The 23,274-nt window shown below is 65.5% G+C and carries 24 protein-coding genes; 7 read left to right on the forward strand and 17 right to left on the reverse strand.

The window, feature by feature from the left end; genetic code table 11:
* Window positions 1-6: 6 nt before the first annotated feature.
* From EAE28_RS18935 to EAE28_RS18975, 9 genes are all read right to left on the reverse strand, one after another.
* On the reverse strand, window positions 7-1,293 hold the full coding sequence (locus tag EAE28_RS18935) for an O-acetylhomoserine aminocarboxypropyltransferase/cysteine synthase family protein (protein WP_127109238.1): 1,287 nt from the start codon (window positions 1,291-1,293) through the stop codon (window positions 7-9).
* 841 nt (window positions 1,294-2,134) lie between these two features.
* Window positions 2,135-3,397, reverse strand: a complete 1,263-nt coding sequence (locus EAE28_RS18940) for a S8 family serine peptidase (RefSeq protein ID WP_127109240.1) — start codon at window positions 3,395-3,397, stop codon at window positions 2,135-2,137.
* Window positions 3,384-3,974 carry a hypothetical protein gene (locus EAE28_RS18945; protein ID WP_127109242.1) on the reverse strand — a complete coding sequence of 197 codons (591 nt, stop codon included), beginning with the start codon at window positions 3,972-3,974 and terminating at the stop codon, window positions 3,384-3,386. The genes EAE28_RS18940 and EAE28_RS18945 overlap by 14 nt, the downstream gene beginning before the upstream one ends.
* Entirely contained in the window at window positions 3,971-4,525 is a 555-nt protein-coding gene (locus EAE28_RS18950) for an RNA polymerase sigma factor (RefSeq protein ID WP_127109244.1), read from the reverse strand. The genes EAE28_RS18945 and EAE28_RS18950 overlap by 4 nt, the downstream gene beginning before the upstream one ends.
* A 71-nt stretch (window positions 4,526-4,596) precedes the next feature.
* Window positions 4,597-5,403 carry a 2-oxo-hept-4-ene-1,7-dioate hydratase gene (gene hpaH, locus EAE28_RS18955; RefSeq protein ID WP_127109246.1) on the reverse strand — a complete coding sequence of 269 codons (807 nt, stop codon included), beginning with the start codon at window positions 5,401-5,403 and terminating at the stop codon, window positions 4,597-4,599.
* A complete protein-coding gene (locus EAE28_RS18960; RefSeq protein WP_127109248.1) occupies window positions 5,400-6,263 on the reverse strand; it encodes a fumarylacetoacetate hydrolase family protein in 864 nt (287 codons plus the stop codon). Before EAE28_RS18960 ends, hpaH begins: the two co-directional genes overlap by 4 nt.
* Before the next feature lie 101 nt (window positions 6,264-6,364).
* A complete protein-coding gene (gene hpaD, locus EAE28_RS18965; RefSeq protein ID WP_127109250.1) occupies window positions 6,365-7,345 on the reverse strand; it encodes a 3,4-dihydroxyphenylacetate 2,3-dioxygenase in 981 nt (326 codons plus the stop codon).
* Window positions 7,346-7,387: 42 nt separating this feature from the next.
* Window positions 7,388-8,896, reverse strand: a complete 1,509-nt coding sequence (gene hpaE, locus EAE28_RS18970; RefSeq protein WP_127109252.1) for a 5-carboxymethyl-2-hydroxymuconate semialdehyde dehydrogenase — start codon at window positions 8,894-8,896, stop codon at window positions 7,388-7,390.
* Window positions 8,893-9,288 (reverse strand): 5-carboxymethyl-2-hydroxymuconate Delta-isomerase, encoded by a 396-nt coding sequence (locus EAE28_RS18975; RefSeq protein WP_127109254.1) that lies wholly within the window; start codon window positions 9,286-9,288, stop codon window positions 8,893-8,895. The genes hpaE and EAE28_RS18975 overlap by 4 nt, the downstream gene beginning before the upstream one ends.
* Window positions 9,289-9,393: 105 nt before the next feature.
* Between EAE28_RS18975 and hpaR the strand changes: the two genes are divergently transcribed.
* Complete coding sequence (hpaR, locus tag EAE28_RS18980) at window positions 9,394-9,837, forward strand: homoprotocatechuate degradation operon regulator HpaR (RefSeq protein ID WP_127109256.1); 444 nt, start codon at window positions 9,394-9,396, stop codon at window positions 9,835-9,837.
* 263 nt (window positions 9,838-10,100) lie between these two features.
* Here hpaR and EAE28_RS18985 read toward each other — a convergent pair whose 3' ends face one another.
* Complete coding sequence (locus EAE28_RS18985) at window positions 10,101-10,970, reverse strand: methylenetetrahydrofolate reductase (protein WP_127109258.1); 870 nt, start codon at window positions 10,968-10,970, stop codon at window positions 10,101-10,103.
* A gap of 89 nt (window positions 10,971-11,059) precedes the next feature.
* Between EAE28_RS18985 and EAE28_RS18990 the strand changes: the two genes are divergently transcribed.
* From EAE28_RS18990 to EAE28_RS19000, 3 genes are read left to right on the forward strand one after another with little or no spacing between them, the layout of a single operon-like run.
* Window positions 11,060-11,965, forward strand: coding sequence for a LysR family transcriptional regulator (locus tag EAE28_RS18990; RefSeq protein WP_127109259.1), 906 nt, complete (start codon window positions 11,060-11,062; stop codon window positions 11,963-11,965).
* 3 nt (window positions 11,966-11,968) lie between these two features.
* On the forward strand, window positions 11,969-12,661 hold the full coding sequence (locus EAE28_RS18995) for an NAD-dependent deacylase (RefSeq protein WP_127109261.1): 693 nt from the start codon (window positions 11,969-11,971) through the stop codon (window positions 12,659-12,661).
* A 15-nt stretch (window positions 12,662-12,676) separates the two neighbouring features.
* Entirely contained in the window at window positions 12,677-13,072 is a 396-nt protein-coding gene (locus EAE28_RS19000; RefSeq protein WP_127109263.1) for a carboxymuconolactone decarboxylase family protein, read from the forward strand.
* A gap of 103 nt (window positions 13,073-13,175) precedes the next feature.
* Here EAE28_RS19000 and EAE28_RS19005 read toward each other — a convergent pair whose 3' ends face one another.
* The 7 genes from EAE28_RS19005 to EAE28_RS19035 all read right to left on the reverse strand — a co-directional run bounded on the left by EAE28_RS19005 (window position 13,176) and on the right by EAE28_RS19035 (window position 21,006).
* On the reverse strand, window positions 13,176-14,150 hold the full coding sequence (locus tag EAE28_RS19005) for a quinone oxidoreductase family protein (protein ID WP_127109265.1): 975 nt from the start codon (window positions 14,148-14,150) through the stop codon (window positions 13,176-13,178).
* Between the two features lie 154 nt (window positions 14,151-14,304).
* Window positions 14,305-14,697: a PaaI family thioesterase gene (locus tag EAE28_RS19010; protein ID WP_127109267.1), complete on the reverse strand. Its 393-nt coding sequence runs from the start codon at window positions 14,695-14,697 to the stop codon at window positions 14,305-14,307.
* On the reverse strand, window positions 14,694-15,707 hold the full coding sequence (locus EAE28_RS19015; protein ID WP_127109269.1) for an acyl-CoA dehydrogenase family protein: 1,014 nt from the start codon (window positions 15,705-15,707) through the stop codon (window positions 14,694-14,696). The genes EAE28_RS19010 and EAE28_RS19015 overlap by 4 nt, the downstream gene beginning before the upstream one ends.
* A gap of 11 nt (window positions 15,708-15,718) precedes the next feature.
* Window positions 15,719-16,912 carry an acyl-CoA dehydrogenase family protein gene (locus tag EAE28_RS19020; RefSeq protein ID WP_127109271.1) on the reverse strand — a complete coding sequence of 398 codons (1,194 nt, stop codon included), beginning with the start codon at window positions 16,910-16,912 and terminating at the stop codon, window positions 15,719-15,721.
* A 13-nt stretch (window positions 16,913-16,925) separates the two neighbouring features.
* Entirely contained in the window at window positions 16,926-18,101 is a 1,176-nt protein-coding gene (locus tag EAE28_RS19025; RefSeq protein WP_127109273.1) for an acetyl-CoA C-acyltransferase, read from the reverse strand.
* Between the two features lie 11 nt (window positions 18,102-18,112).
* On the reverse strand, window positions 18,113-20,197 hold the full coding sequence (locus EAE28_RS19030; protein ID WP_127109275.1) for a 3-hydroxyacyl-CoA dehydrogenase NAD-binding domain-containing protein: 2,085 nt from the start codon (window positions 20,195-20,197) through the stop codon (window positions 18,113-18,115).
* Window positions 20,198-20,208: 11 nt separating this feature from the next.
* Complete coding sequence (locus EAE28_RS19035; RefSeq protein ID WP_127109277.1) at window positions 20,209-21,006, reverse strand: IclR family transcriptional regulator; 798 nt, start codon at window positions 21,004-21,006, stop codon at window positions 20,209-20,211.
* Window positions 21,007-21,167: 161 nt separating this feature from the next.
* Here EAE28_RS19035 and EAE28_RS19040 point away from each other — a divergent pair, with 161 nt between their 5' ends.
* The 3 genes from EAE28_RS19040 (at window position 21,168) to EAE28_RS19050 (ending at window position 23,236) form a co-directional block, all read left to right on the forward strand.
* Window positions 21,168-21,737 carry a sigma-70 family RNA polymerase sigma factor gene (locus EAE28_RS19040; RefSeq protein WP_246022477.1) on the forward strand — a complete coding sequence of 190 codons (570 nt, stop codon included), beginning with the start codon at window positions 21,168-21,170 and terminating at the stop codon, window positions 21,735-21,737.
* Complete coding sequence (locus EAE28_RS19045) at window positions 21,734-22,405, forward strand: anti-sigma factor (protein WP_127109281.1); 672 nt, start codon at window positions 21,734-21,736, stop codon at window positions 22,403-22,405. Before EAE28_RS19040 ends, EAE28_RS19045 begins: the two co-directional genes overlap by 4 nt.
* 279 nt (window positions 22,406-22,684) lie before the next feature.
* Window positions 22,685-23,236, forward strand: coding sequence for a fasciclin domain-containing protein (locus EAE28_RS19050; RefSeq protein ID WP_127109283.1), 552 nt, complete (start codon window positions 22,685-22,687; stop codon window positions 23,234-23,236).
* The last annotated feature ends 38 nt before the right edge of the window (window positions 23,237-23,274 follow it).

Genomic DNA, 23,274 nt, shown 5'->3' on the forward strand with positions numbered 1-23,274 from the left:
CTGTGATCAGGCAGAGGCTTTGGCCAGCGCCTGTTCCAGATCGGCAATGATATCCTCGGGGTTCTCGATGCCGATGGACAAACGGACCACATTCGGCGCGGCCCCGGCGGCGACCTGCTGCTCGGGCGTCAGCTGGCGGTGCGTGGTGCTGGCCGAGTGGATGACCAGACTGCGCGCATCGCCAAGGTTGGCGACATGGCTGAACAATTCCAGCGAATCGACCAGCTTGACGCAGGCGTCATAGCCACCCTTGAGCGCGATGGTGAACAGCGCTCCGGCCCCTTTGGGCAGCAGGCGCTCGGCGCGGGCCTTGTAGGGCGATGAGTCGAGACCCGGATAGGTTACAGCCTCGACCGCCGGGTGCTTTTCAAGCCAGGCGGCGACCTTGCCGGCGTTGGCCACGTGCTTTTCCATGCGCAGGCTCAGCGTTTCCACGCCCATCAGCGTGTAATGCGCGGCTTGCGGGTTCATCGTCATGCCCAGATCGCGCAGGCCGATGGCGATGGAGAAGAACGTATAGGCCAGCGAGCCGAAGGTCTCATGGAACTTGAGGCCGTGATAGGCGGGCTCGGGCGCGCTGAGTGAGGGGAACTTGTCGTTCTGCGACCAGTCGAATTTGCCCGAATCGATGATCGCGCCGCCGGTGACCGTGCCGTTGCCGGTCAGGTATTTGGTGGTCGAATGCACGACCAGCGTCGCCCCCATGGCGATGGGGTTACACAGGTAGGGCGTGGCAGTGGTGTTGTCGACGACCAGCGGGATGCCGTGCTTGTCGGCAATCGCGGCCAGCGCCGGGATGTCGGTGACATAGCCGCCGGGGTTGGCGATGGTCTCGCAGAAGATGGCGCGCGTGTTCTCGTCAATCGCGGCTTCGACAGCGGCCAGATCGTCGGTGTCGACGAAATTGGTCGACCAGCCGAAGCGTTTGAACACCTGCGTGAACTGGGTGATCGTGCCGCCGTAGAGACGGGTCGAGGAGACGATGTTCTTGCCCGGTCCCATCAGCGGATAGAGCGCCATCAGCTGCGCGGCATGGCCCGACGAAGTGCACACAGCCCCCGCGCCGCCTTCCAGCGCCGCCAGACGCTCGCCCAGAGCGGCAACGGTCGGGTTGGTCAGGCGCGAATAGATGTAGCCGACCTCTTGCAGGTTAAACAGTGCCGCGGCGTGATCCGCATCGCGGAATACATAGGCGGTGGTCTGGTAAATCGGCACCTGCCGCGCGCCGGTGGCCGGATCGGGCCGCGCGCCGGCGTGGATTTGCAGGGTGTCGAAGCCAAAGCTCTGGGTCATGAATGCCTCCCTCTGAAGTTGCCGCGACGCTAGTGCATTGGCGGGTCTCAGGCAACGGGCAGCGGCAATGCGGGACCGGGCGCGCCGCGAACAGACGTTCGCGGGCGGTCACGGCGGGTGGAACTTTGTCACGCTGCAATGGTCGGGTGGGGAACGATGAACGCGCCGCAATGCCCGGCTCGGCGCGGGCGTTCTTTCGCAGATAAAAATGACGCCCCGAAGCAGGGCTTCGAGGCGTCGGATCGTGCAAAGGTCTGGAACAGGATTTGGTACTGAAAGCCGGATAAACACGCCCGGGTATTGGAGGAAACAGGCACAGGCTCTGGTCGCTCAATGCCGATCAGATGCCCGTAGGTCGTGTGAGCGGGACGGCCGGTTCAAAGAAAAATCACGCGAGAGGGGATTTTCTCGTCGGTCGTGAAAAGCGGACAGAAAAAGGCCCCGGAGCGAACTCCGGGGCAAGGTTTGGGACAAGACACGCTGCGAGATCCAAGGCTGGCTGGGAACGAGGGAGAACCGAGCCGGACAAACCAGGGACTGCACGCGGGGTGCGGTCGCATCGTGCGTATGTGTCGCGCAGGAGTGGCGGAGGGTTCAAAGAAAACGGCGGGCGAGGGGCGGGGCGCGGCCCCCATCGAGGGGGCCGCGCCCCGCGCGGGTTGCCACCCGCACCCGCTCGGGAGGATTTTCCATCCTCCCGAACCCTCCTGGAGGATATTTAGGGACAGAAAATGCGGTTAACGAAGGGTTAATGCCCCTCGTTGCTCCGCATAGATCCTTGGGGGGGAGGTGGTCAGGCTAATGGGGGCAACGGCCCCTGTTCATCTGGCCACCGTGGCGATCAGCAGCCGCCCGAGCGCACCAGTCCGTAGCCGAAATCGGTGTTGCGCGTGCCGGGGCCCAGCGTTTCGACCGAGCCACGCAGCGCCGCGCGCACGGCCTCTGCCGATCCTGCGCCCTGTGCCATATGGCGGGCGGCCAGGGCGGTCACGATCGGCGCGGCAAAGGAGGTTCCGCTGACATAGCCTGCACCGCGGGTGCGGGCCGCGTAGACATCCACGCCGGGGGCGGCGAATTCCAGTTCTGCCCCGGTGTTTGCCATACGAAAGCGCCGCCGTGCCGCGTCGATGGCGGTGACGGCGATGACTTCGGGCGCGGCGGCGGGCCAGGCGACGACCGGGCGGCGCTCGTTGCCCGAGGCGGCGATCAGGATCGCGCCATGCGCCGCCGCAGCGGTGATGGCGCGCCCCAGCGCTTCATTCTGCGGGCCCGCCAGCGACAGGTTGATCAGCTGCACCCCGCGCCCGACCAGATGGTCGATGGCGGTGACGATACGCTCGACATTGGCCTCTTCGGTGCCGTCGCGGCTGGCAAAGACCGACACCGCATCCAGCCGGGCACCCTGCGCGAAGCCGGACAACAGCCCGGAGGGATCCTGACCGACCATCAGCACGGCGACAGCCGTGCCATGGTCCGCCTGCGGGATGTTGTGGCTGTCGACCAGCGTTTCATAGCGTACCGATGCACCGGACAGCGCCGGGTGATCGGGGTTCACCGGGCCGTCGATCATGCCGATGGTGACCGAGCCCGAGACCCGGCATCGCCCCGGCGCGGCGTCGCCGATCAGAGTCGGCGCATAGATCCGCGGGTTGCCGGTGGATTGCGCAAAACCAAAGATATGGTGCAGCGCCATCGAGGATTGCGGTGCCAAAGCGCGCAAGGCCGCGACCGTGCGGTCATAGGCATCCTGACTGGGGAAGATCGCAATGTGCTGCGTCTGACCCAAGGCGTCCAGCTCGCTGGAGCGGATCACCCGGCCGCCGCTCTCTTCGATCGCGCGCAGCACGGCCGCCGCTTCGGATTGCGGGCCGATCACGATCCACTCATAGCGTGCGCCCTCGGTGCGCTGCACGCGGATCGGGCGGCTGCTATGGCCGCCAACGGGTTCGCCGCCAAGGAAGTGATCCTCAACCTCATACCCGGTCGGCGGATACTCGGAGATTTGTGCGCGCACGGCCGAGGCGTTTGCCATCAGCATCAGCACCACCGAGACGAGCGCGGTCAGTGAAGGTCGGCCCCGTCGGGCGCTGTCACGGTTCGACATTCTCCACACTCTCCACAATCTGAGGGGCGCGGCGCAGCGCGGCTGCCGCTGCCGTCAGGTCACCGCCATCGACGACATCCAGCCGGTAAAGGCCCAGCGCCGAAGGACCGGCGACGATTTCCAGATCCTGCCCGACCAGCAGCATGCGGATCGTTTCTTCGGTTGCATCGGGGGCAAAGCTGACCACCAGCGCACCGGGCATATCTGCACTGGCCAGGGCATAGCGCGTCTCGCTCTCGCCGGTATCGCGCTGATAGAAGGTCTGCGCCAGCAGGCCGACGACGGCCACCGCCGCCACCGCCTGCCACATCCAGCTGCGCGAGGGGGCGCGGGTCGGGACCGTTGCCTCGCTCTCGCGGCCCACATCACGCATCAGCCGGGCCAGACCGAACGCGCCGGGGCTGCGGATCTCTTCGGCCTGCATTTCGCTGCGGATGGCGGCCAGCGCGTCATGCTCGGCGGCGAGCAGCGCATCCTCGGCCATCAGCGACTCGATCTCGGCCTTGTCGGCTTCCGACAGCGTGCCGTTGATCAGGAAGGGCAGGTCCAGCGCGATCTCTTCGGGGGAACGGGTCATGCCACGGCCCTCCCTTTGATGCGGCCCGACAGGCAATGCAGCAGCAGTTTCTTGGCGTGGTGCAGGCGTGACTTGATGGTGCCCTCGGGCACGCCTGCGATCTCGGCGATCTCGGCGCAGGTCATGTCCTCGTAGAACGCCAGCGAAATGGCGCTGCGGTGCTCGTCTTTCAGCGTGCCCATGCAGACACGCAGATGCTCGGCCTCTTGTCGCGCGGCATAGCCGGCGTCAGCGGCCTCGGCCACGTCGCCGGTTTCGGGCACTTCGTCGGTCACGGTGACGCGCGCACGCTTGCGGTGCACGTCGATGACCTTGCGATAGGCAATTCCGAATATCCAGGTTCGCACTTGGCTTCTCCCCTCGAAGCTGGCGGCAACCCGCCAGATGTCCATGAAGACTTCGTGGAGTATGTCGGATGCTTCGTGCGGATCGTTCAATCGCGAGACGATAAACTTGTAAACCGGCCGCTCATAGGCGCGATACAGCGCAGCAAGGGCTTCCTTGTCCCCCTTGCCGACTTGCTGAACCAGGAAATGATGGTTCTCGGTCATGTCCAAACGCGCCTTGTTCAATGCGCCGGACGCTACACCATGGATATCGCTGAGGGAAGCACCCGCACCCGTCAGCCGGGGGCAAAGCTGAGGGAAACCTGACCAAAGCTGCCAAAATCGGCATCGAACCGGCTGCCCGGGGGTGCCTCGACCGGACGCACGAACGACCCCGAGAGCACGACGTCGCCCGCCGCAAGCCCCTGACCGTACTGCGCGAGTCGCCGGACCAGCCAGACGATCCCCGTTGCGGGATCGTCCAGCACCCCCGCGCCCAGCCCGGTTTCCTCGACCACGCCATCGCGTTTCAGGATGGCCCCGGCCCAACGCAGATCCGTGCTGCGCGGGTCGTGGCGTTGCGGGCCCAGCACGATGCCCGCGTTCGCGGCATTGTCGGCGATGGTGTCGGTCACCTTGCGCAGTGCGCCGGTTTCAGGGTCGGCGCGCAGGATGCGGGTGTCCAGGATCTCCAGCGCCGGGGCGACATAGTCGGTCGCTTCCAGCACCTGATCGCGGGTCACATCGGCCCCGGCCAGCGGCGCACGCAGGATGAAGGCGATCTCGGCCTCGATCCGTGGCTGGATGAAGCGCCCTTTGGGCACCTCGGCCCCGTCGGCAAAGAGCATATCATCGAACAGCACACCCGAATCCGGCGTGTCGATCTTCAGCGCATCCTGCATGGCGCGGCTGGTCAGGCCGATTTTCCAGCCGATCACCCGGCGTCCGGCGGCGCGCTTGTGCGCCACCAGCGCGGCCTGCACGGCATAGGCATCATCCAGCCCCATACCGGGATGCGCGCGTGACAGCAGGCCGATCTGTGACCCGCTCTGTTCAGCCGCAAACAGCGCGGCGGCGGCGGCCTTGTGCTGGTCCGGCGTCATTCGTCCACCACGCCGTTGCGCAGCGTGCCGATGCCCGCGACCTCAACCTCGACGACATCGCCGGGCACCAGATATTTCGGCGGATCGAACCGCGCGCCCGCGCCGGTCGGCGTGCCGGTGACGATCATGTCGCCGGGCATCAGCGTGGTGAAGGTGCTGATATAGGCGATTTCCTCGCGGATAGAGAACATCATCCGCGCCAGCACATCCTCTTGCCGGACCTCGCCATTCACCCGCGTGACAAGCCGCGCGCCGTCCAGCTGTGCGGCGTCCTCGAAGGCCACCATCCACGGCCCGATCGCGCCCGAGGCATCCCAGTTCTTGCCCTGCGTCACGTTGAACTTCGCGTGCCGCACCCAGTCGCGGATCGTGCCCTCGTTGCACAGGCTCAGGCCGGCGATGTGGTCATAGGCATCGGCCGCCGCAATCCGCCGCCCGCCCTTGCCGATCACCACGACCACCTCACCCTCGTAATCCAGCGTGTGGTTCTCCGGCGGGCGCACCAAAGGCCGCCCGTGGCCGGTAAAGCTCCGCGCAAAGCGCGGGAAGAGTGACATGTATTTGGGCTGCGCGCTGCCATCCTTGTACTCGGCGTTGCGGTCGGGGAAATTCACGCCCACGCACAGGATCTTCTCGGGGTCTGGCACCGGGATCTCCCAGTCGAACGACCCGTCCGCATGCGTCGCCGTACGCCCCTCGGCCGCCGCAGCCAGTGCGCCCAACCCGTCCGCCGCGATCACATCGCGCAGCGTTCGCCACTGCGCAAACTCCCCCGACAGCGCCATCACGCCGCCCTCGACCACCACCCCGTACAGCTGCTGGCCCTCAGCCCGGATCGTCGCATACCGCGTTCTCGTCATCATCTGTCCTCAAATATCCACGGGGGGTGTCCAGAGGGGGGAGCGTGCTCCCCCCTTGGGCGAGGGGGTGCGGGGGGCGAGCAGCCCCCCGCCTCACCCCGTCACGGTGCAATGATCGGCTGCGCTTTCAACGTTGACGCCACCAACTCAGCCCCCTCGAAAACCGACCCCTCTTCGAACCACGAGCGCGGTGCAGGCGCCCCCCACAGGGTCTGGCGCTGCGGGTCTTTCAGATCCCAGCGGATCGGTTCCAGATCGGGGTCTACGGTCATGTAGTCCGAGCAATAGATCTCGATCCGATGCCCGTCAGGGTCGCGGACATAAAGGAAAAACGCGTTGGAAATCCCGTGCCGCCCCGGCCCGCGCTCGATATTGGGCAGGTAGCCGGTGGTCGACATCAGATCGAGCAGGTCGATGATGTTCAACGGCGTCGGCACCCAGAAGGCCGTGTGATGCAGCCGCGGGCCGGTGCCGTTGGTAAAGGCCACGTCATGCACGCCGCCCTTGCGGTGCAGCCACGCCGCCCAGACTTTCCCGCTCTCGCTGTCCTCGGTGTATTCGGTCACCCGGAAGCCGATCGAATTATAGAACGCGACCGACGCATCGACGTCCGACGAGAACATGTTGAAATGGTCGATCCTGAGCGGCTTCACGCCCCGGTACAGCTTGTATTGCTGATGAATCGGCGCCAACCGGTCCATGCGGCAGTAAAATTCCAGCGGAATGCCAAAGGGATCGCGGGTGCGGAACGCCCGGCCGATGAACGGCCGCTTCACCCATTCGACCGGCAGGTCTTGTGCTGCGAACCACGCGGCGGCCTTGTCCAGCTCCTCCTCGTCGAACACCTTGAAACCCAACCCGCCGACCGAGGCTTCCTCGGCCTTCAGCAGCGCGATGCAATGATGCCCACGTTCCTCCATCGCCCGAAGATAGATGATCGAGTCATCTTCATCCGTGACCTGCAGGCCCAGCGTATCGACATAAAACGCGCGCGAAGCGGCAAGATCGGTCACGCGGTATTCGACATGGCTGAGCCGGACGATGTTGAACGGCGGGTACAGGTTCGGTGCCGGAATGGGCATGGCGGTTCCTCTCGGACGAAAAACTAGGGGGGAGGCGAGGGCTTACGCCCCCAGCCGCTGGATCTTGTGCTGGCCCAGCGCAAAGGCGGTGTTCTTGGTTTCCATGTAGAAATCGAACGACCAGTCGCCGCCATCGCGGCCCACGCCGCTGGCCTTGACCCCGCCAAAGGGCGACGGCAGGTGGCGCACGTTGTCGCTGTTGACCCAGATCATCCCGGCCTCCAGCGCCTCCGAGAACCGCAGCGCGCGGGTCAGATCATTGGTCCACAGATAGCCAGTCAGCCCGTATGCCACCCCATTGGCGATGCGCAGCGCCTCGTCCTCATCCTTGAAGGTGATCGAGGTCAGGAAGGGCCCGAACACCTCCTCCTGCGCGATGCGCATGTCGGGCGTGGCACCGGTGAACAGGGTCGGCGTGACGAACCAGCCTTTGTCGCCCAGCCGCTCGCCCCCGGCGCGGCAGACAGCACCCTCGTCCTTGCCGATGCCGACATAGGACATGACCTTGTCAAAGTGGGTCTTGTGAATCAGCGGCCCGACCTCGGTTGCCGGGTCCAGCGGATGCCCGACCTTGATGCGCTTGATGCGCGCGGCCAGCTTTTCGTGGAACTCTTCGGCAATCGACTCCTGCACCAGCAGACGCGAAGACGAGGTGCAACGCTCGCCGTTGAGCGAGTAGATCATGAAGATCACCGCATCCAGCGCGCGCTCCAGATCGGCGTCTTCAAACACGATCACCGGGTTCTTCCCGCCCAGCTCGAAATGCACACGCTTCAGGGTGTCAGCACCCTGTTTCATGATCATCGAGCCGGTCTTCGACTCGCCGACAAAGGCGATCGCCTTGATGTCGGGATGTTCGGTCAGGGCTTTGCCCGCATCCTCGCCAAAGCCGTTGACGAGGTTCAGCACCCCATCCGGCAGACCGGCATCGCGGCAGATCTCGGCCAGCAGTCGCGCGGTCAGCGGGCTGAACTCGGCGGGCTTGTGTACCACCGTGCAGCCCGAGGCCAGCGCCGGCGCGATTTTCCAGGTCGACAGCATGAAGGGCGTGTTCCACGGCGTGATGACGCCGACCGGCCCGATGGGATTGCGACTGGTCATGTTCAGCTGACCGGGGGCCTGCAGCGTCTGGCCGTCCCGGGCGCCGGGCGCCATGTCGGCGAAATAGCGAAAGTTTTCGGCGGCGCGCAGCGCGGCCTTGGACATGAAACGCCAGGCCTGACCGGTGTCCCAGCATTCGCACAGCGCGATTTCGTCAGCGCGGGCGACGATTGCATCCGCGATCTTGTGCAACAACGCCTTACGCTCTTTACCCGGCATCGCGGCCCATGCGGGGAAAGCGGCTTTCGCGGCCCTGGCGGCAGTGTCCACATCCGCGGCGGTCGAGCGCGAGACCGAGCAGATCAGCGAATTGTCCACCGGAGAATGGGTGTCAAAGCTGCCCCCCGAGCCGGGCACATCCTGTCCGTTGATCAGATTGACGATCCCGGCATCGCGGAACCGGGCGAGATGGCTGTCGAGCTGGGCGAGGCGGGTGGCGAGATCGGTCATGCTTGCATGTCTCCGGGCAGGAAGCGGCGGATGGAGCTGGTCTTGGGGCTGAGCGCGGGGTCGATGTCACGCATTTCCAGCGAGAGCATCAGCGAGTTGGCGGCGAGGTCGTCGGCGCAGAACGCCTCGGCAGCGGCAAAAACTGCGGCGGTGGCGCGGGCCTTGTCCTCAGGGCTGCGACCGCCCCGCAGACGGATGCCGATGTCGATGAAAGCGTGATCGGATTGGCCATCGGCGATCAGGACATGATCGGCGGCGAAGGCGCGCACCCGGATACCGGCAGGCGGGAAGACGCCGGTCTGCACCGCCGCATCCCGCACCACGCGCAGAAAGCCGGGCATATCGAGCCGCGCCTCCAGATTGCGCGAGTATTCGATCGAGATATGGGGCACGGTTCCTCCTCCGTTATTAATTGCTTTGTTAAGTTATTGCGCGCCCTCTGTCAAGCCTGCAGCAAAATGCTTGATTTGTTCAGCGCGATCCGCCAGAGCAGCGCCATGAGCAAGACGCCCCTGCGCCAGACCTCCCGTTCTCTGCCCATCGCGCTCTTGCGGGCGCGCGAAACCGTCATGGGTCCAGTGCGTGAAATGCTGTCCGCCAGCGGCGTGAACGAGCAGAAATGGCGCGTGCTGCGCGTGCTCGATGAATCAGGCCCGCTGGATCAGAGCCTGCTGGCAGAAAAAGCCTGCCTGCAACTGCCCTCGCTGACCCGGATTCTGAAGGCGATGGACGAACAGGCGCTGGTCACACGGGCCACGGATCCTGATGACAGACGCCGCTCGATCGTAACCCTGTCCGAGGCCGGACGACAGGTCATCGAAGACCATGTCGACGCCAACCGCGCGCTGTTTCAGCGTCTTGAAGCCGCCTTCGGTGCTGAGCGGATGGAAACTTTGCTCGACCTGCTGGAAGACCTCAACCGGACCGACCTCAAAGGGTGAGCAAGGGAAGGGCGGCGCTCGGCCCCATCGAGGGGTCTCGCGCCGCTCGGGGGCGCTGCCCCCGCCGGGCCGTTCCGGCCCGCCCCCGGGATATTTAGAGACAGAAAATGGGGGCGTTTACGTTTGGTTAACCGCCCCCATTTTCTGTCTTCAAATATCCTCGGGGGGTGAATTCGCTGAAAGCGAAGAGGGGGGCAGAAAGCCCCCTTAGAACGCACAGAAAGCAACGCGCGCGGGCGTGCCCGCGCGCTCCGCTGGAATCGTCAGGCAACTTTTTGCAAGGCCACTGTCGGCGTCACACCCAGCGCGTGGCACACGTCGCGGGTAAGGTGCGCGTGGTTCAGCGTGTAGAAATGGAGGGCATCCACGCCCTCGCCCAGCAGCGCGTCGCAAAGTTCGGTGCACAGCGCTGTTGCCAGAAGCTGCTCGCGCCCGTCGCGTGCCGCCTTCTCGAACGCGTCGTCCATCCAGCCCGGCACCGTTGCCCCGGTGGCCAGCGCAAAACGGCGGATGCCGTGCCAGTTCTCGATCGGGATGATCCCCGGCAGGATCTTGTCGCCATCGATCCCCGCCTTTTCCGCCTTGTCGCGAAAGCGCAGGAAGGTTTCCGCCTCAAAGAAGAACTGGGTGATCGCGCTATCCGCCCCCGCCTCGAACTTGCGCTTGAGCCAGGCGATATCCGCGTCGTCATTCCCGGCTTCGGGGTGGCGCTCGGGATACGCGCCGACACGCAGGGTGAAATCACCCTCGGCCTTCAGCGCCTCAATCAATTCCAGCGAGCTGGCGAACCCGTCCTCGCGCGGCTGGAACCGACCCTGACCCTTCGGCGGATCGCCGCGAAGCGCGACGATCTCGCTGACCCCCGCCGCCGCATAGGCCCGCGCGATCTCGAGCGTTTCGGCCCGCGAGGCGTCGACGCAGGTCAGATGCGCCGCCACGTTCAGCCCGAACGAGCGCCCGATGGTGGTGACCGCCTCATGCGTCAGCTGGCGCGTGGTGCCGCCCGCGCCATAGGTGACCGACACGAAGTCGGGGCGCAGCGGGGCCAGCATGCGCGTGGTCTCCCACAGCCGAAAGCTGGCATCCAGCGTTTTGGGCGGGAAGAACTCGAACGAAATGCGCGGTGCGGGCATGGCAAACTCCTGTGTTGCCCTCTTGTTGCATGCGCTCCATTGTGAGACAAATTCATTGTTTTCATCATCTCCATGAGGCTGAGCGCATAATGCATCTGGAATTCCGGCACCTGCGCACCATCCGCGCGATCCATCAGGCGGGCGGCGTCGGGCGCGCGGCCGATATCCTCAACATCACCCAATCGGCGCTCAGCCATCAACTCAAAGGCCTTGAAGAGCAGGCCGGGGTCGAGCTTTTTGTACGCCGGACCAAGCCCTTGCGCCTGTCCGCCGCCGGAATGAAGATGCTGCGGCTGGCCGAAGAAGTGTTGCCGCGGATCGAGGCGCTCGAGGAAGAATTCCGCGCGCTGATCTCGGGCAAGTCGGGCCGTCTGCACATCGCCATCGAGTGCCACGCCTGTTTCGAATGGCTGTTCCCGGTGCTCGAACGCTTCCGACATGCCTTTCCCGATGTGGATGTCGATATCCGCCCCGGCCTTGCCTTCTCGGCACTGCCCGCGCTGGCGCGCGAAGAGGTGGATGTGGTGATTTCGTCGGACCCGGAGTCGCTGGACGGCGTCACCTTTACCCCGCTCTTTGATTACGAGCCGCGTTTCATCGCAGCGTCCAGCCATCCGCTGGCGCAAAAGCCCTTTGTCGTGGCCGAGGATTTCCGCGACGAGGTGCTGATCACCTATCCGATGGACCGCACGCGGCTGGACATTTTCACCGGCCTGCTCAACCCCGCGCGTGTCGAACCGCGCCTTGTGCGTCCGGTCGAGCTGACGGCGGTGATCCTGTTGCTGGTTGCCTCGGGGCGGGGCGTGTCGGTGCTGCCCGACTGGGTGCTGCGCGAGGTCAAGCATTCGGCCGATTACGTGACCCTGCCGGTGACCGAGCACGGGCTGACCAAACGGCTCTACGCCGCCACCCGCGCCGATGAAGTGACCAAGCCCTATATGGCGCAATTCCTGCGGCTGGCGCGCACCGAGCCGGTCAAGCTGCAACGGGGGTGAGCGATGCGGATCGTCATTCTGACCGGCGCGGGGATCTCGGCGGAAAGCGGGCTGGGGACGTTTCGCGATGTCGACGGGCTGTGGACGCGTTATGATCTCAACGACGTCGCTACGCCCGAAGGGTTTGCACGCAACCCGCAGCTTGTGACGGATTTCTACAACGCCCGCCGCGCCAATTGCGCCGCCGCTGAGCCGAACGCAGCGCATGTCGCCTTGGCGAAGCTGGAAGCGGCGCTGCCAGGCGAGGTGCTGATCGTCACGCAGAATGTCGACGATCTGCACCAGCGCGCCGGGTCGCAAGCGGTCATCCAGATGCACGGCGCTCTGATGTCGGCGCTCTGCGCGGGCTGCGGGCACCGCTGGCCCGCGCCGCCACAGATGGCGTTGACGGACCTGTGCCCGGCCTGCGGAAAGGCCCGGACCCGGCCCGATGTCGTCTGGTTCGGCGAGATCCCCTACCACATGGACGCCATCGTTGACGCCGTCACCGGCTGCGAGATTTTCGCCGCTATCGGCACCTCGGGGCAGGTCTATCCCGCTGCCGGTCTGGCGGCTGAGGCCCGCCGGGCGGGGGCAAAGTGCGTTGAACTCAATCTTGAGCGCTCCGAGGTCTCAAGCGCCTTCCATGAGCGCCATTTCGGCCCGGCGACCCTTGTCGTGCCCGAGTGGGTGGATAGGCTGCTGGCTCAATCCTGAGCGAGGAACCTTTCCATGTCCACCGTCCCCCTGCTGACCGACGCCGACGCCAGCCCCGAGGCGCGCGCTGTCTTCGACGACATCCGCGCCAAACGCCACACTGACTACGTCAACAACTTCTGGCGCGCGCTGGCGCATGATCCGGCGCAGCTGTCGGCAACATGGGAGCGCCTGCAACAGGTGATGGGGCCGGGCGCGCTGGACCCGCTGGTCAAGGAGCTGATCTATGTCGCGGTCAGTGTGGCGAATGGCTGCAGCTATTGCGTTCATTCCCACACGGCAGCGGCCAAGGCCAAGGGCATGACCCCCGAAATGCATGGCGAACTGCTGTCCGTCATCGCCATGGCGTCGCAGACCAACGCCCTCGCCACCGCCCTGCAAGTCCCGACAGACGACCGCTTCACCGCCTGACGCGCGATCATCTGTCTCTAAATATCCACGGGGGGTTTCCAAAGGGGGGAGCGTGCTCTCCCCTTTGGGCAGGGGTGCGGGGGCGGCAGCCCCCGCCACCGACTCACACCGTCAGGATCGTGGACCCCGTCGTCTTGCGCGCTTCCAGCGCGCGGTGCGCGTCCTGCACCTGATCGAGCGGGAAGCGCTGGTCGATCTGGATCTTCACATCGCCTGCCAGCACCTTGCCAAACAGTTGTTTGGCCATCGCCTGACAATCCTCATGCCTGGCAATATGCACAAAGAGCGTCGGACGGGTGATCTGCAGCGAGCCTTTGGCGGCCAGTTTGCCCAGATCAAACGGCGGCACCGGGCCGGAGGCATTGCCGAACGAGATCATCATGCCCACCGGCCGCAGGCAGTCGAGCGAGCCTTCAAAGGTCGAGGCGCCGATGGAATCCATCACCACATCCACGCCGCGCCCGTCGGTCAGTTCGCGCACGCGCTTGGCGAAGTCCTCGGTGGTGTAGTTGATCGCGTGGGTCGCGCCATGCTCCAGTGCCATCTGGCATTTCGCGTCCGACCCGGCGGTGGCGATCAGCGTGATGCCTTCGCTCTTTGCCCATTGGCAGGCGATCAGCCCGACGCCCCCGGCGGCCGCGTGGAAGAGCACGGTGTCCCCGGCTTTCAGCGGCACGGTGCGGTGGAAAAGGTATTGCACGGTCATGCCCTTGAGCATCATCGCCGCCCCTTCCTCGAACGAGATGCCGTCGGGCAGCGGGCAGACCTGGGCTGCGGGCATCACGCGGGCTTCTGTATAGGCACCCGGCGGCTGGCAGGCATAGGCGGCGCGGTCGCCGGGTTTGAGATGGGTCACACCCTCACCAACCGCTTCAACCACGCCCGCCGCTTCCATCCCCAGCGCATGCGGCAACGCCATCTTGTAGAGGCCCGAGCGCTGGTAGCAGTCGATGAAATTGAGCCCGACGGCGTGGTGACGGATGCGGATTTCGCCTGGTCCCGGTTCGCCCACGGGGCGGTCGGTGACGGTCAGGACCTCGGGTCCGCCTTGCGTTTTGATGATGACGGTTTTGACCATGGTGCTCTCCCTGTGATGGGGGGAAGATGGTCTGGGCTACCGCTGGTGGCAAGGGGCAAGCCGGGGGGCTGCCGCCCCCCGGACCCCCTGCCCAGAGGAGGGGGCACGCCCCCTCCTCTGGACTCCTCCCGTGGATATTTGCGGACAGATGATGTCAGAGCGGCGCGCGTTTGAAGGTGCCGGTGGATTGGGCGATCAGGGTGCCGGTCTCGTTGCGCGCTTCGCCCTCAACAAAGACGGTCTTGAAGCCACCGCCCAGAATGCGGGCGGTGGCGGTGATTGTGCCCAGCGGCATCGGTGCGATGAAGTTGACTGTCATCGAGAGGGTGGAGAAAGGGATCTTGCCCCCCTCGCCACGCTCAAGGCTGGCCGTCGCCCCCATGGCCGTGTCGAGCACGGTCGAGATCAGCCCGCCGTGCATGTTGCCGTGCCGGTTGGTGTGGTCTTGCGTGACGCGCATCGACACCGCCGGGCGTTCGCCGCTGGTGTCAATGCGCAGGCCCAGCAGTTTCGCTGTGCCGGTGGCATCATGCCAGGGACCGCTCATGCACTCAGGCGCATGAAGCGGGCGAGGTGCCAGTCCTCATCGCCAAAGCGGTGATCGACGGCGATCAGACGGCGGGCGATCGGGGCCAGCGCGTATTCCTCGGTCATGGCGATGCCGCCGTGCATCTGGATCGCCTCTTCGGCGACCAGATGCGCGGTGCGGCCCACCAGGTTCTTGGCGGCGCTGACGTGGCGGTCGCGGGTCGGGCCGTGGTCATGCAGGTGACCGGCGAGGTTGATCACCGCCGAGCGTGCCATCTCGATCTCGATCGCGACATCGGCCATGCGGTGCTGCAGCGCCTGAAAGCTGCCAATAGGCCGGCCGAACTGGGTGCGGGTGCGCAGGTAGTCCAGCGTCATCGCCTTGGCGGTTTCCATCGCACCCAGTGCTTCGGCGCAGACCGCCAGCGTGGCGGCGGCGATGCGGGCGTCGAGTGTCTCGGCGCTGCCCAGTTTCTCGGCCTTCGCGCGGTCGAAGGTGATCTCGCTGATCGAGCCGCCCATCAGCGCGGGTGTGGTGTGCAGCGTCACGCCCGGGTCCGCCGGATCGACGGCGAACAGGCAGGGTTTGGCGTCTTCCAGCGCCGTGACCAACAGCAGATCACAGCCCTCGGCATTAGTGACAAAGCTTTTGCGTCCGCTGATCGTGCCGCCGTCCATGCTGGTGGTGATCGGCCCGGTATCATAGCGCAGCCCCGGCTCGGCATAGGCCAGCGCCGGTTTCAGCGCGCCGCTGATCACCGCCTCGACCCGTTCGGACTGGCCGCAATCGGCCAGCAAGCCGCCTGCCAGTCCGGCCTCGATCACCGGGGCGGTGGCACCGGCGCGGCCCAGTTCCTCGAACACCACGGCGATGTCGAAGCCGTTGCCGCCAAAGCCGCCCTCTTCCTCGGTAAACAGCGCGCCCAGCACGCCCAGATCTGCCAGTGCTGCCCAGTCAGCCCCGCGCGTCAGCGTGCGGCGCAGCGAGTCGGCGAGCATCGTGCGCTCTTCGGTATGTTTGAAATCCATGGTCGTTTTCCTCAGAGCCCGAGAATTGCTTTGGTGATGATGCCGCGCTGCACCTCGTTCGAGCCGCCGTAGATCGAGATCTTGCGGTTGTTGAGATACGTGTTCGTGGTGCGGGCGGCGTATTCAGGGCCCGGGTGGTAGAGGTTGGTGTCGTCCAGCCCCTCGGCCACGAAAGGCTGCGCCCAGGGGCCGATCGCCCGGCGGGCCAGATCGTTGATCTGCTGGCGCAGGATCGAGCCCTTGACCTTGAGCATCGAGCTTTCCGCCCCCGGTGCCTTGCCGCCATCCGCCGCTGCAACGACGCGCAGGTTGGTGGTGGCCATGGCCATCAGGTCGATCTCGATCCGGGCAAGGCGCGCGGCAAAGAGCGGGTCTTCGATCAGCGGGCGGCCGTTTTGCAGCTCACTATGCGCCATGCGCTTGAGGGCCTGCAGCCCGGCATTGGCAAAGCCGACGCCCGCGATGCCGGTCCGCTCATGCGTCAGCAGGTATTTGGCATAGGTCCAGCCCTTGTTCTCTTCGCCGACCAGATTCTCGACCGGGACTTTCACGTCGGTGAACCAGACCTCGTTCACCTCATGCACGCCGTCGATCAGGATGATCGGGCGGACCTCGATGCCGGGTGTGTCCATGTCGATCAACAGGAAGCTGATGCCCTGCTGGGCCTTGGCATCGGGGTCGGTGCGGACCAGACAGAAAATCATGTTGGCGAACTGACCCAGCGTGGTCCAGGTCTTCTGGCCGTTGACGATATAATGGTCGCCATCGCGCACGGCGCGGGTCTTGAGCGAGGCCAGATCCGAGCCAGCGCCCGGTTCGGAATAGCCCTGACACCACCAATCCTCACCCGACAGGATGCGGGGCAGGTAATAGTCCTGCTGTTCTTTCGAGCCAAAGGCCTGCAAGACCGGGGCCAGCATCGCCACGCCAAAGGGCACGATGCGCGGCGCATGGGCAAGCGCGCATTCTTCTTCGAAGATATGCTTCTGGACAGCGCTCCATTCCTGCCCGCCAAAGGCCTTGGGCCACGCCCCGGCCAGCCAGCCTTTTTCGTTGAGCCGCCCGTGCCAGAGGTCATATTCGGCCTTGGTCAGGGACTCGCCGTCGCCGACGTGACCGGCGATTTCCGCGGGCAACTGGTCGCGCAGAAAGTCGCGGACTTCTTCGCGAAAGGCGGTATCTTCTGCGGTGTAATTCAGGTCCATCGTCTTCAGTCCCTCAAAAGATTTCAAACAGGCCGGCAGCACCCGCGCCGCCGCCGATGCACATGGTCACCACGCCCCATTTCGCGCCCCGCCGCTTGCCTTCCAGCAGCACATGGCCCGCCATGCGCGCGCCTGACATTCCGTAGGGGTGGCCGATGGCGATGGAACCGCCGTTGACGTTGAACTTCTCGGGGTCGATGCCGAGCTGGTCGCGGCAATAGAGCGCCTGACTGGCGAAGGCCTCGTTCAGCTCCCACAGGTCGATGTCATCGACGATCAGGCCCGCGCGGTCCAGAAGGCGCGGCACGGCATAGATCGGGCCGATGCCCATCTCATCCGGCTCGCAGCCCGCGACGGCAAAGCCGCGGAACGCGCCCAGCGGTTCCAGCCCCAGCTGCGCCGCGTCTCCGGCGTCCATCAGGACCAGCGACGCCGCGCCGTCCGACAGTTGCGAGGCATTGCCGGCGGTGACGAAATTCCCCTCACCGCGCACCGGGGCGAGCGAGGCCAGCCCTTCAAGCGTGGTCGAGGGGCGGTTGCATTCGTCCTGCCGCAGGGTGACGGCCTTCTCGCTGATCTCGCCCGTCGCCTTGTCCTGAACGCCCATCATCACGTCCATCGGCACGATCTCGTCATCGAAGATCCCGTTGGCCTGCGCCGCCGCGATGCGCTGTTGCGAGCGCAGGGCGTATTCGTCCTGCGCCTCGCGGCTCACGCCATAACGCTGGGCGACGATGTCGGCGGTGTCGATCATCGGCAGGTACAGCTCGGGTTTGTTGGCCAGAATCCACGGCTCGGGCGTGTTTCGCGGCGAGGGTTGGTTCAGGCTGATGCTTTCCACCCCGCCGACCAGCATGGCCCGCGCGCTGTCTTGCGTGATCATCTGCGCGCCCATGGCGATGGCTTGCAACCCGCTGGCGCAAAAGCGGTTCACCGTGGTGCCCGCCACGCTGACCGGCAGACCGGCACGGATGACCACCTGACGGCCCATGTTGTTGCCGGTGACGTTTTCCGGGATCGCGCAGCCCCAGATCGAATCCTCGATCATTGCGGGGTCGATCCCCGCCCGCTCGACTGCGTGGCGGGCGGCATGGGCGGCGATGGTAACGCCGTGGGTCTTGTTGAACGCGCCGCGATAGGCTTTGCCGATGGCAGTGCGGGCGGTCGAAACGATGACAGCTTCTCTCATGGCCGGTTCCTTCAGTTCAGGCTGTTGAAATCGCGACCCTCGGCCACGAGCGTTTTGAGCAGATCGGCCGGTTGCCAGAAGAACGCGTCGTCCTTGGCGGCAGCCTCGATCGTGGCCAGCACATTCGCCAGCCCGATGTGATCGGCGTAATGCATCGGGCCACCGCGGAAGCGCGGGAAGCCGTAGCCATAAAGCTTGGTCACATCCACATCGAGCGGACGCAGGGCGATGCCCTCGCTGACCACCTTCGCGCCCTCGTTGATCATCGCGGCCATGTAGCGCTCGACGATCTCTTCGTCGGTAAAGTCGCGGGCGTTGATGCCCTTGGCCTTGCGCTCGGCGGCGATGATTTCTTCAACCTCGGGGTCGGGGCGGCCCTTGGGCGAGGCGTCATCATAGATGTAATGGCCATGCCCGGTTTTGCGACCCAGACGGCCCAGTTCATAGAGCTTGTCGCCCCAGTCGCCCCAGCGCTCGCCTTTCTGACGGGTGGGCAGCAGCCGTTTGCGGGTCAGATAGCCGATGTCGATGCCCGCCAGATCGGCCACGGCATACGGCCCCATCGCAAAGCCGAAATCGACCAGCGCCTTGTCCACCTGAAACGGCGAGGCGCCTTCCAGCACCATGATATCCGCCGCCGTGCGGTAGGTTTTCAGAATGCGGTTGCCGATGAACCCGTCGCAGACCCCGGCGCGCACCGGCACCTTTTTCAGCGCCTTGGCCAGCGCGAAGCCGGTGGCGACCACCTCGGGCGAGGTCTTGGCGGCCACGACGATTTCCAGGAGCCGCATCACATGCGCGGGCGAGAAGAAGTGCAGCCCGATCACATCCTGCGGGCGGCTGGTCATGGCAGCGATCTCGTCCACGTCCAGATAGCTGGTGTTCGAGGCCAGCACAGCACCCGGCTTGGCCACAGCGTCCAGCTTGGTGAACACGGCTTTCTTGACGTCCATCGATTCAAACACCGCTTCGATGATCACATCGGCGGTCGACAGGGCTTCATAGTCATCGGTCGTCACCAGCTTGTCGGCCAAAAGCTGATCGCGGCCCCCGGCGCTCAGCTTGCCACGTTTCACACTGTCGGCCAGCGTGCGGGCGATGCCGGTATGGGCTTTCTCGACCGCCTCGCCATCGCGCTCGATCAGCGTGACCTGCAGACCGTTGAGCAGACAGCTGACCGCGATCCCGCCGCCCATCGTGCCGCCGCCGATCACGCCGACATGGCGGATGCTGCGTGGGGTGACGCCCTTCAGCTCGGGCAGTTGTGCGGTTTTGCGTTCGGAAAAGAAGGCGTGGATCATCGCCTTGCGCTGCGGGGTGGCCATCATCTCAAGGAACACACCGCGTTCCATCAGCATCGCTTCATCGAACGGTTTGTCGGCTCCGGCGACAGCGACGTCGATGGCGCGCAGATGGCAGATATGGCCGGGATTGGCGCGTGCGACCTTCTTTTTCAGCGCGGCGAGCGAGTCGGCATCGGTCGGCGGCACCGACATTTCCGACAGGCGGCGCACCGGCAGGCCTTCGGCCAGCACTTTGCGGGCGAAGGCCATGCCAGCCTCGAACGGATCGGCGTTCGACAGCTCATCCGCGATACCCAGCGCGAAAGCATCCTCGGCGCTGACCTGCCGGGCCGAGGTGAAGATATCCGCCGCCGAGACAATGCCGACCAGACGCGGCAGGCGTTGCGTGCCGCCAGCGCCGGGGATCAGGCCCAGATTGACCTCGGGCAGACCCACCTTCGCGCCGCGCAGCATCACGCGGTAATGGCAGCCCAGTGCCACCTCGAACCCGCCGCCCAGCGCTGTGCCGTGGATCACGCAGACCACCGGCTTTTCTTGCGACTCGAGCGCCATGATCGCGTCGGGCAGGTAGGGCTCTTTCGGCGTCTTGCCAAATTCGGTGATATCCGCCCCGGCGATGAAGGTGCGGCCCTCGGCCATCAGCACGGCGACTTTCTCGGGGCCCTTGGCGAACGCCTCGGCCGCAGCGACCAGCCCCGCCCGCACCGCGTAGCTTGAGGCGTTGACCGGCGGGTTGTCGATGCGGATCACAGCGATCTCGCCGTGGGATTCATAGCGGACAGGATTGGTCATGACGGGTCCTCTCAGGTCTGTCGGACAGCCGCGCCCGGACCGGGCGTGGCAAATAACGCGCCGCCAATACGGCGGCAGGTGGTGGCGATATCCTCGCCGATGGCGTGGCGTGCGGTGGCGTCGATCTGCCCGGCCAATGTAATGGAAGACACGCCGTAGCGGGCGGTTCCTTGTGCATCGGTCACAATCGAGCCAACGACGTCCACGCCGATGTACAGCTCCCCCAGATCGACAGCGTAGCCCAAGCGCGCCGCTTCGGCCACGGAGTCGGCGTAGGAGTCGAAGCTGGGCGGCAATTGCCAGCGCAAGGCGGCGAAGGGCGCGCGCAGCGCGTCGCGCGTCAGGCCACGATGCGCGGCCAGCGCGCGGCCAACGCCGCCGGAATAGGCGGGCAGGCGTTTGCCCATCGGCAGGTCGACGCGGGTGGCGGCGGGGTCATAGGCACGCTCGATCAGCACGATGCGGTCGTCGCCGGTGATGTGCCAAAGGCACATCAGCGCGCTGTGCTGCAAGGACAGGCGTTCCAGCTCGGGCCGGATCATGTCGGCGGGGTTGGCGCCCAGCACGCCGACCGCCAACTCGACCAGACCCAGGCCGGGGCGATAGGTCTTGTCGCGCTCGTCGAAGACCAGCAGCCCCTCGGCCACCAGCGTGCGCAGAAGGTTGAAACAGGTCGAGCCATTCACCCCGGTCGCGCGCGCGATGACACTGACGCCTTCGGGCCGTCCACGCGCCGAAAGATAGCGCAGGATGCTCAGCGCGTGGACCAAGGCGCCCACGGGTCGGGTCTGGGTGATTTCGTCAGTCACCAGCGGCTATTCTCTCACAGGAATGGCATTCCGTATGCAGAATATCCCTAGCCAGCGCAGTCCGTGCTGTCCAGCGTCATATTACACTGGACCTTTGGTGACGTAGCGCTACGTATTTGTGAACGACCGGCCCCACGGCCGGGATGCCAGGGGGAGGCACCGTGCCGGACGACATCATAGGCTCTTTGTTGCAACGCACCGCAACGCAAGACCGCTCTGCCTTTCAGCAACTCTATTCCGAGACCGCGCCGAAACTTTCCGGCGTGCTGTTCCGTATCCTCGGCAATAGAACCGAGGTAGATGACGCCATGCAGGAAGTTTATATCCGCGTCTGGCAACGCGCAGCGCAGTACCGGCCAGACCGGGGGCAGGGGATCAGCTGGCTGATCGCCGTGACCCGCAATCATGCGCTGGACCGGCTGCGCGCCCGCCCCGAACGGGCAGGGATGCGGCAAGAGGTGGCGCGGGACGAAGACGGGCAAGACCCGCTCGATCGCATCGCCGACCCCACCGCCGGGGTCGAGGCCGGGCTGGTGGCCAAGGGCGAGGCGCGACGCGTCGTCAATTGCTTTGACGAGCTGGAAGAAGACCGTGCAGCCGCTGTCAAAGGCGCTTATGTTCAGGGCCTGTCGTATCAGGATCTGGCCGAGCGTCATGGCGTTCCCCTGAACACGATGCGGACCTGGCTGCGCCGGGGCCTGCTGCGGCTGCGGGAGTGCATGGACAGATGAGCGATACATTTGACGCAGGCGCCTGGCCGCCCGAAGATCACGACGACCTCACCGCCGCCGAATACGTGCTGGGCGTGCTGCCGCATCGCGAACGTCAGGCCGCCCAAGAGCGGGCTGAACTGGATGGCGGTTTCTCGCGCCGGGTCTCGCAATGGGAGGGACGGCTGGCCGTCCTGAATGCCGCCTATGAAGACGGGCCGGTGAATGCCGCCGTCTATCCGCGCATTGAGTCCGATCTGTTCGGCGCGCCACAGGCTGCCGCTGCACCCGCGCGCCGTGTCCCGGCGTGGCGCCTGTGGCTGTCGGGCGGGGTGGTCGCCGCGACCGTGGTGCTGGCCGTGATCTTCTGGCCGCAGACCGAGCCACCGCTCAGCGCTCAGCTGACCGGGGAGGCCGTCGCCTTCAACGCCAGCTTCGACGGCGCGGTCCTGCAGATCGCGCGGGCAGGGGATGCGGCTGACGCGGACCACGATTATGAGCTCTGGGCGATTGGTGCCGACGGCGTGCCGCGCTCGCTGGGTCTGCTGCGCGGCGAGAGCGCGCAGATTGCCGCGAGCGATCTGGAGCCGGGCGTAACGCTGGCGGTCAGTCTTGAGCCACTGGGCGGCGCGCCGGATGGGTCGCCGACAGGGCCGGTGCTGGCAGCCGCGGCGCTGGCGGTCAACTGAGCCAAGGCGGAGTGACTTGGGAAACGGCGTCGGGAAACCGGCGCCGTTTCGCGTTGCGGCGGTTGGCGGAAGGTGCGGTGAAACCGCACCCTACGGGCGCTTCACGCGCTGCCCTAAACGCCACCGTAGGGTGCGGTTTCACCGCACCGTTGCAGGCCTCCTGCCTCTCACGCGACCGTGATCGCCAAAAATCGCCGCGCTGAAACTTGCGCACGAATCCTCCCGTTTCTGGAGCATGGGCCAAACAGCCCGACCAACAGATCCAACGGGAGAACCACCATGAAAACCATCCTCGCCGCCGCTGCCCTTGCCGCCACTGCGCTGGGCTCGACCGTCGCCTTCGCCGCCAACCCCAATGTCGGCGGTGCCGCGATGTTCGAGAACCGCAACATCGTCGAGAACGCTGTGAACTCGGCTGACCACACCACGCTGGTCGCTGCCGTTCAGGCCGCCGGTCTGGTTGAAACGCTGCAGGGTGAGGGTCCTTTTACCGTCTTCGCCCCCACCAACGACGCTTTCGCGATGCTGCCCGCCGGTACCGTCGAGGATCTGCTCAAGCCCGAGAACCTCGAGACCCTGCAGACCATCCTGACCTGCCACGTCGTGCCGACCCGCGCGCTGTGGGGTGACATCAACGGCATGATCCGCGCCGATGGTGGCAGCCATGTGATCAACACCGTCGGTGGCTGCGAATTCACCGCGACCAACCGCAACGGCGTGATCACCATCGAAGACGGCCGGGGCACGCTGGCCCATGTGACCATCGCCGACGTGATGCAGTCCAATGGCGTGATCCACGTCATCGACCACGTCCTGCTGCCCGCCATGTAAACGACCCGGCGGAGGCTTCACGGCCCTGTGATCAAAGA

Source organism: Pararhodobacter zhoushanensis (assembly GCF_003990445.1).
Lineage (GTDB): Bacteria > Pseudomonadota > Alphaproteobacteria > Rhodobacterales > Rhodobacteraceae > Pararhodobacter > Pararhodobacter zhoushanensis.

What these genes read in the sequence shown, in the direction of transcription:
- EAE28_RS18935 (WP_127109238.1), bottom strand. Translation starts at nt 1,293, where the DNA reads ATGACCCAGAGCTTTGGCTTCGACACCCTGCAAATCCACGCCGGCGCG.
- EAE28_RS18940 (WP_127109240.1), bottom strand. Translation starts at nt 3,397, where the DNA reads ATGTCGAACCGTGACAGCGCCCGACGGGGCCGACCTTCACTGACCGCG.
- EAE28_RS18945 (WP_127109242.1), bottom strand. Translation starts at nt 3,974, where the DNA reads ATGACCCGTTCCCCCGAAGAGATCGCGCTGGACCTGCCCTTCCTGATC.
- EAE28_RS18950 (WP_127109244.1), bottom strand. Translation starts at nt 4,525, where the DNA reads ATGACCGAGAACCATCATTTCCTGGTTCAGCAAGTCGGCAAGGGGGAC.
- hpaH (WP_127109246.1), bottom strand. Translation starts at nt 5,403, where the DNA reads ATGACGCCGGACCAGCACAAGGCCGCCGCCGCCGCGCTGTTTGCGGCT.
- EAE28_RS18960 (WP_127109248.1), bottom strand. Translation starts at nt 6,263, where the DNA reads ATGACGAGAACGCGGTATGCGACGATCCGGGCTGAGGGCCAGCAGCTG.
- hpaD (WP_127109250.1), bottom strand. Translation starts at nt 7,345, where the DNA reads ATGCCCATTCCGGCACCGAACCTGTACCCGCCGTTCAACATCGTCCGG.
- hpaE (WP_127109252.1), bottom strand. Translation starts at nt 8,896, where the DNA reads ATGACCGATCTCGCCACCCGCCTCGCCCAGCTCGACAGCCATCTCGCC.
- hpaR (WP_127109256.1), top strand. Translation starts at nt 9,394, where the DNA reads ATGAGCAAGACGCCCCTGCGCCAGACCTCCCGTTCTCTGCCCATCGCG.
- EAE28_RS18985 (WP_127109258.1), bottom strand. Translation starts at nt 10,970, where the DNA reads ATGCCCGCACCGCGCATTTCGTTCGAGTTCTTCCCGCCCAAAACGCTG.
- EAE28_RS18990 (WP_127109259.1), top strand. Translation starts at nt 11,060, where the DNA reads ATGCATCTGGAATTCCGGCACCTGCGCACCATCCGCGCGATCCATCAG.
- EAE28_RS18995 (WP_127109261.1), top strand. Translation starts at nt 11,969, where the DNA reads ATGCGGATCGTCATTCTGACCGGCGCGGGGATCTCGGCGGAAAGCGGG.
- EAE28_RS19000 (WP_127109263.1), top strand. Translation starts at nt 12,677, where the DNA reads ATGTCCACCGTCCCCCTGCTGACCGACGCCGACGCCAGCCCCGAGGCG.
- EAE28_RS19005 (WP_127109265.1), bottom strand. Translation starts at nt 14,150, where the DNA reads ATGGTCAAAACCGTCATCATCAAAACGCAAGGCGGACCCGAGGTCCTG.
- EAE28_RS19010 (WP_127109267.1), bottom strand. Translation starts at nt 14,697, where the DNA reads ATGAGCGGTCCCTGGCATGATGCCACCGGCACAGCGAAACTGCTGGGC.
- EAE28_RS19015 (WP_127109269.1), bottom strand. Translation starts at nt 15,707, where the DNA reads ATGGATTTCAAACATACCGAAGAGCGCACGATGCTCGCCGACTCGCTG.
- EAE28_RS19020 (WP_127109271.1), bottom strand. Translation starts at nt 16,912, where the DNA reads ATGGACCTGAATTACACCGCAGAAGATACCGCCTTTCGCGAAGAAGTC.
- EAE28_RS19025 (WP_127109273.1), bottom strand. Translation starts at nt 18,101, where the DNA reads ATGAGAGAAGCTGTCATCGTTTCGACCGCCCGCACTGCCATCGGCAAA.
- EAE28_RS19030 (WP_127109275.1), bottom strand. Translation starts at nt 20,197, where the DNA reads ATGACCAATCCTGTCCGCTATGAATCCCACGGCGAGATCGCTGTGATC.
- EAE28_RS19045 (WP_127109281.1), top strand. Translation starts at nt 21,734, where the DNA reads ATGAGCGATACATTTGACGCAGGCGCCTGGCCGCCCGAAGATCACGAC.
- EAE28_RS19050 (WP_127109283.1), top strand. Translation starts at nt 22,685, where the DNA reads ATGAAAACCATCCTCGCCGCCGCTGCCCTTGCCGCCACTGCGCTGGGC.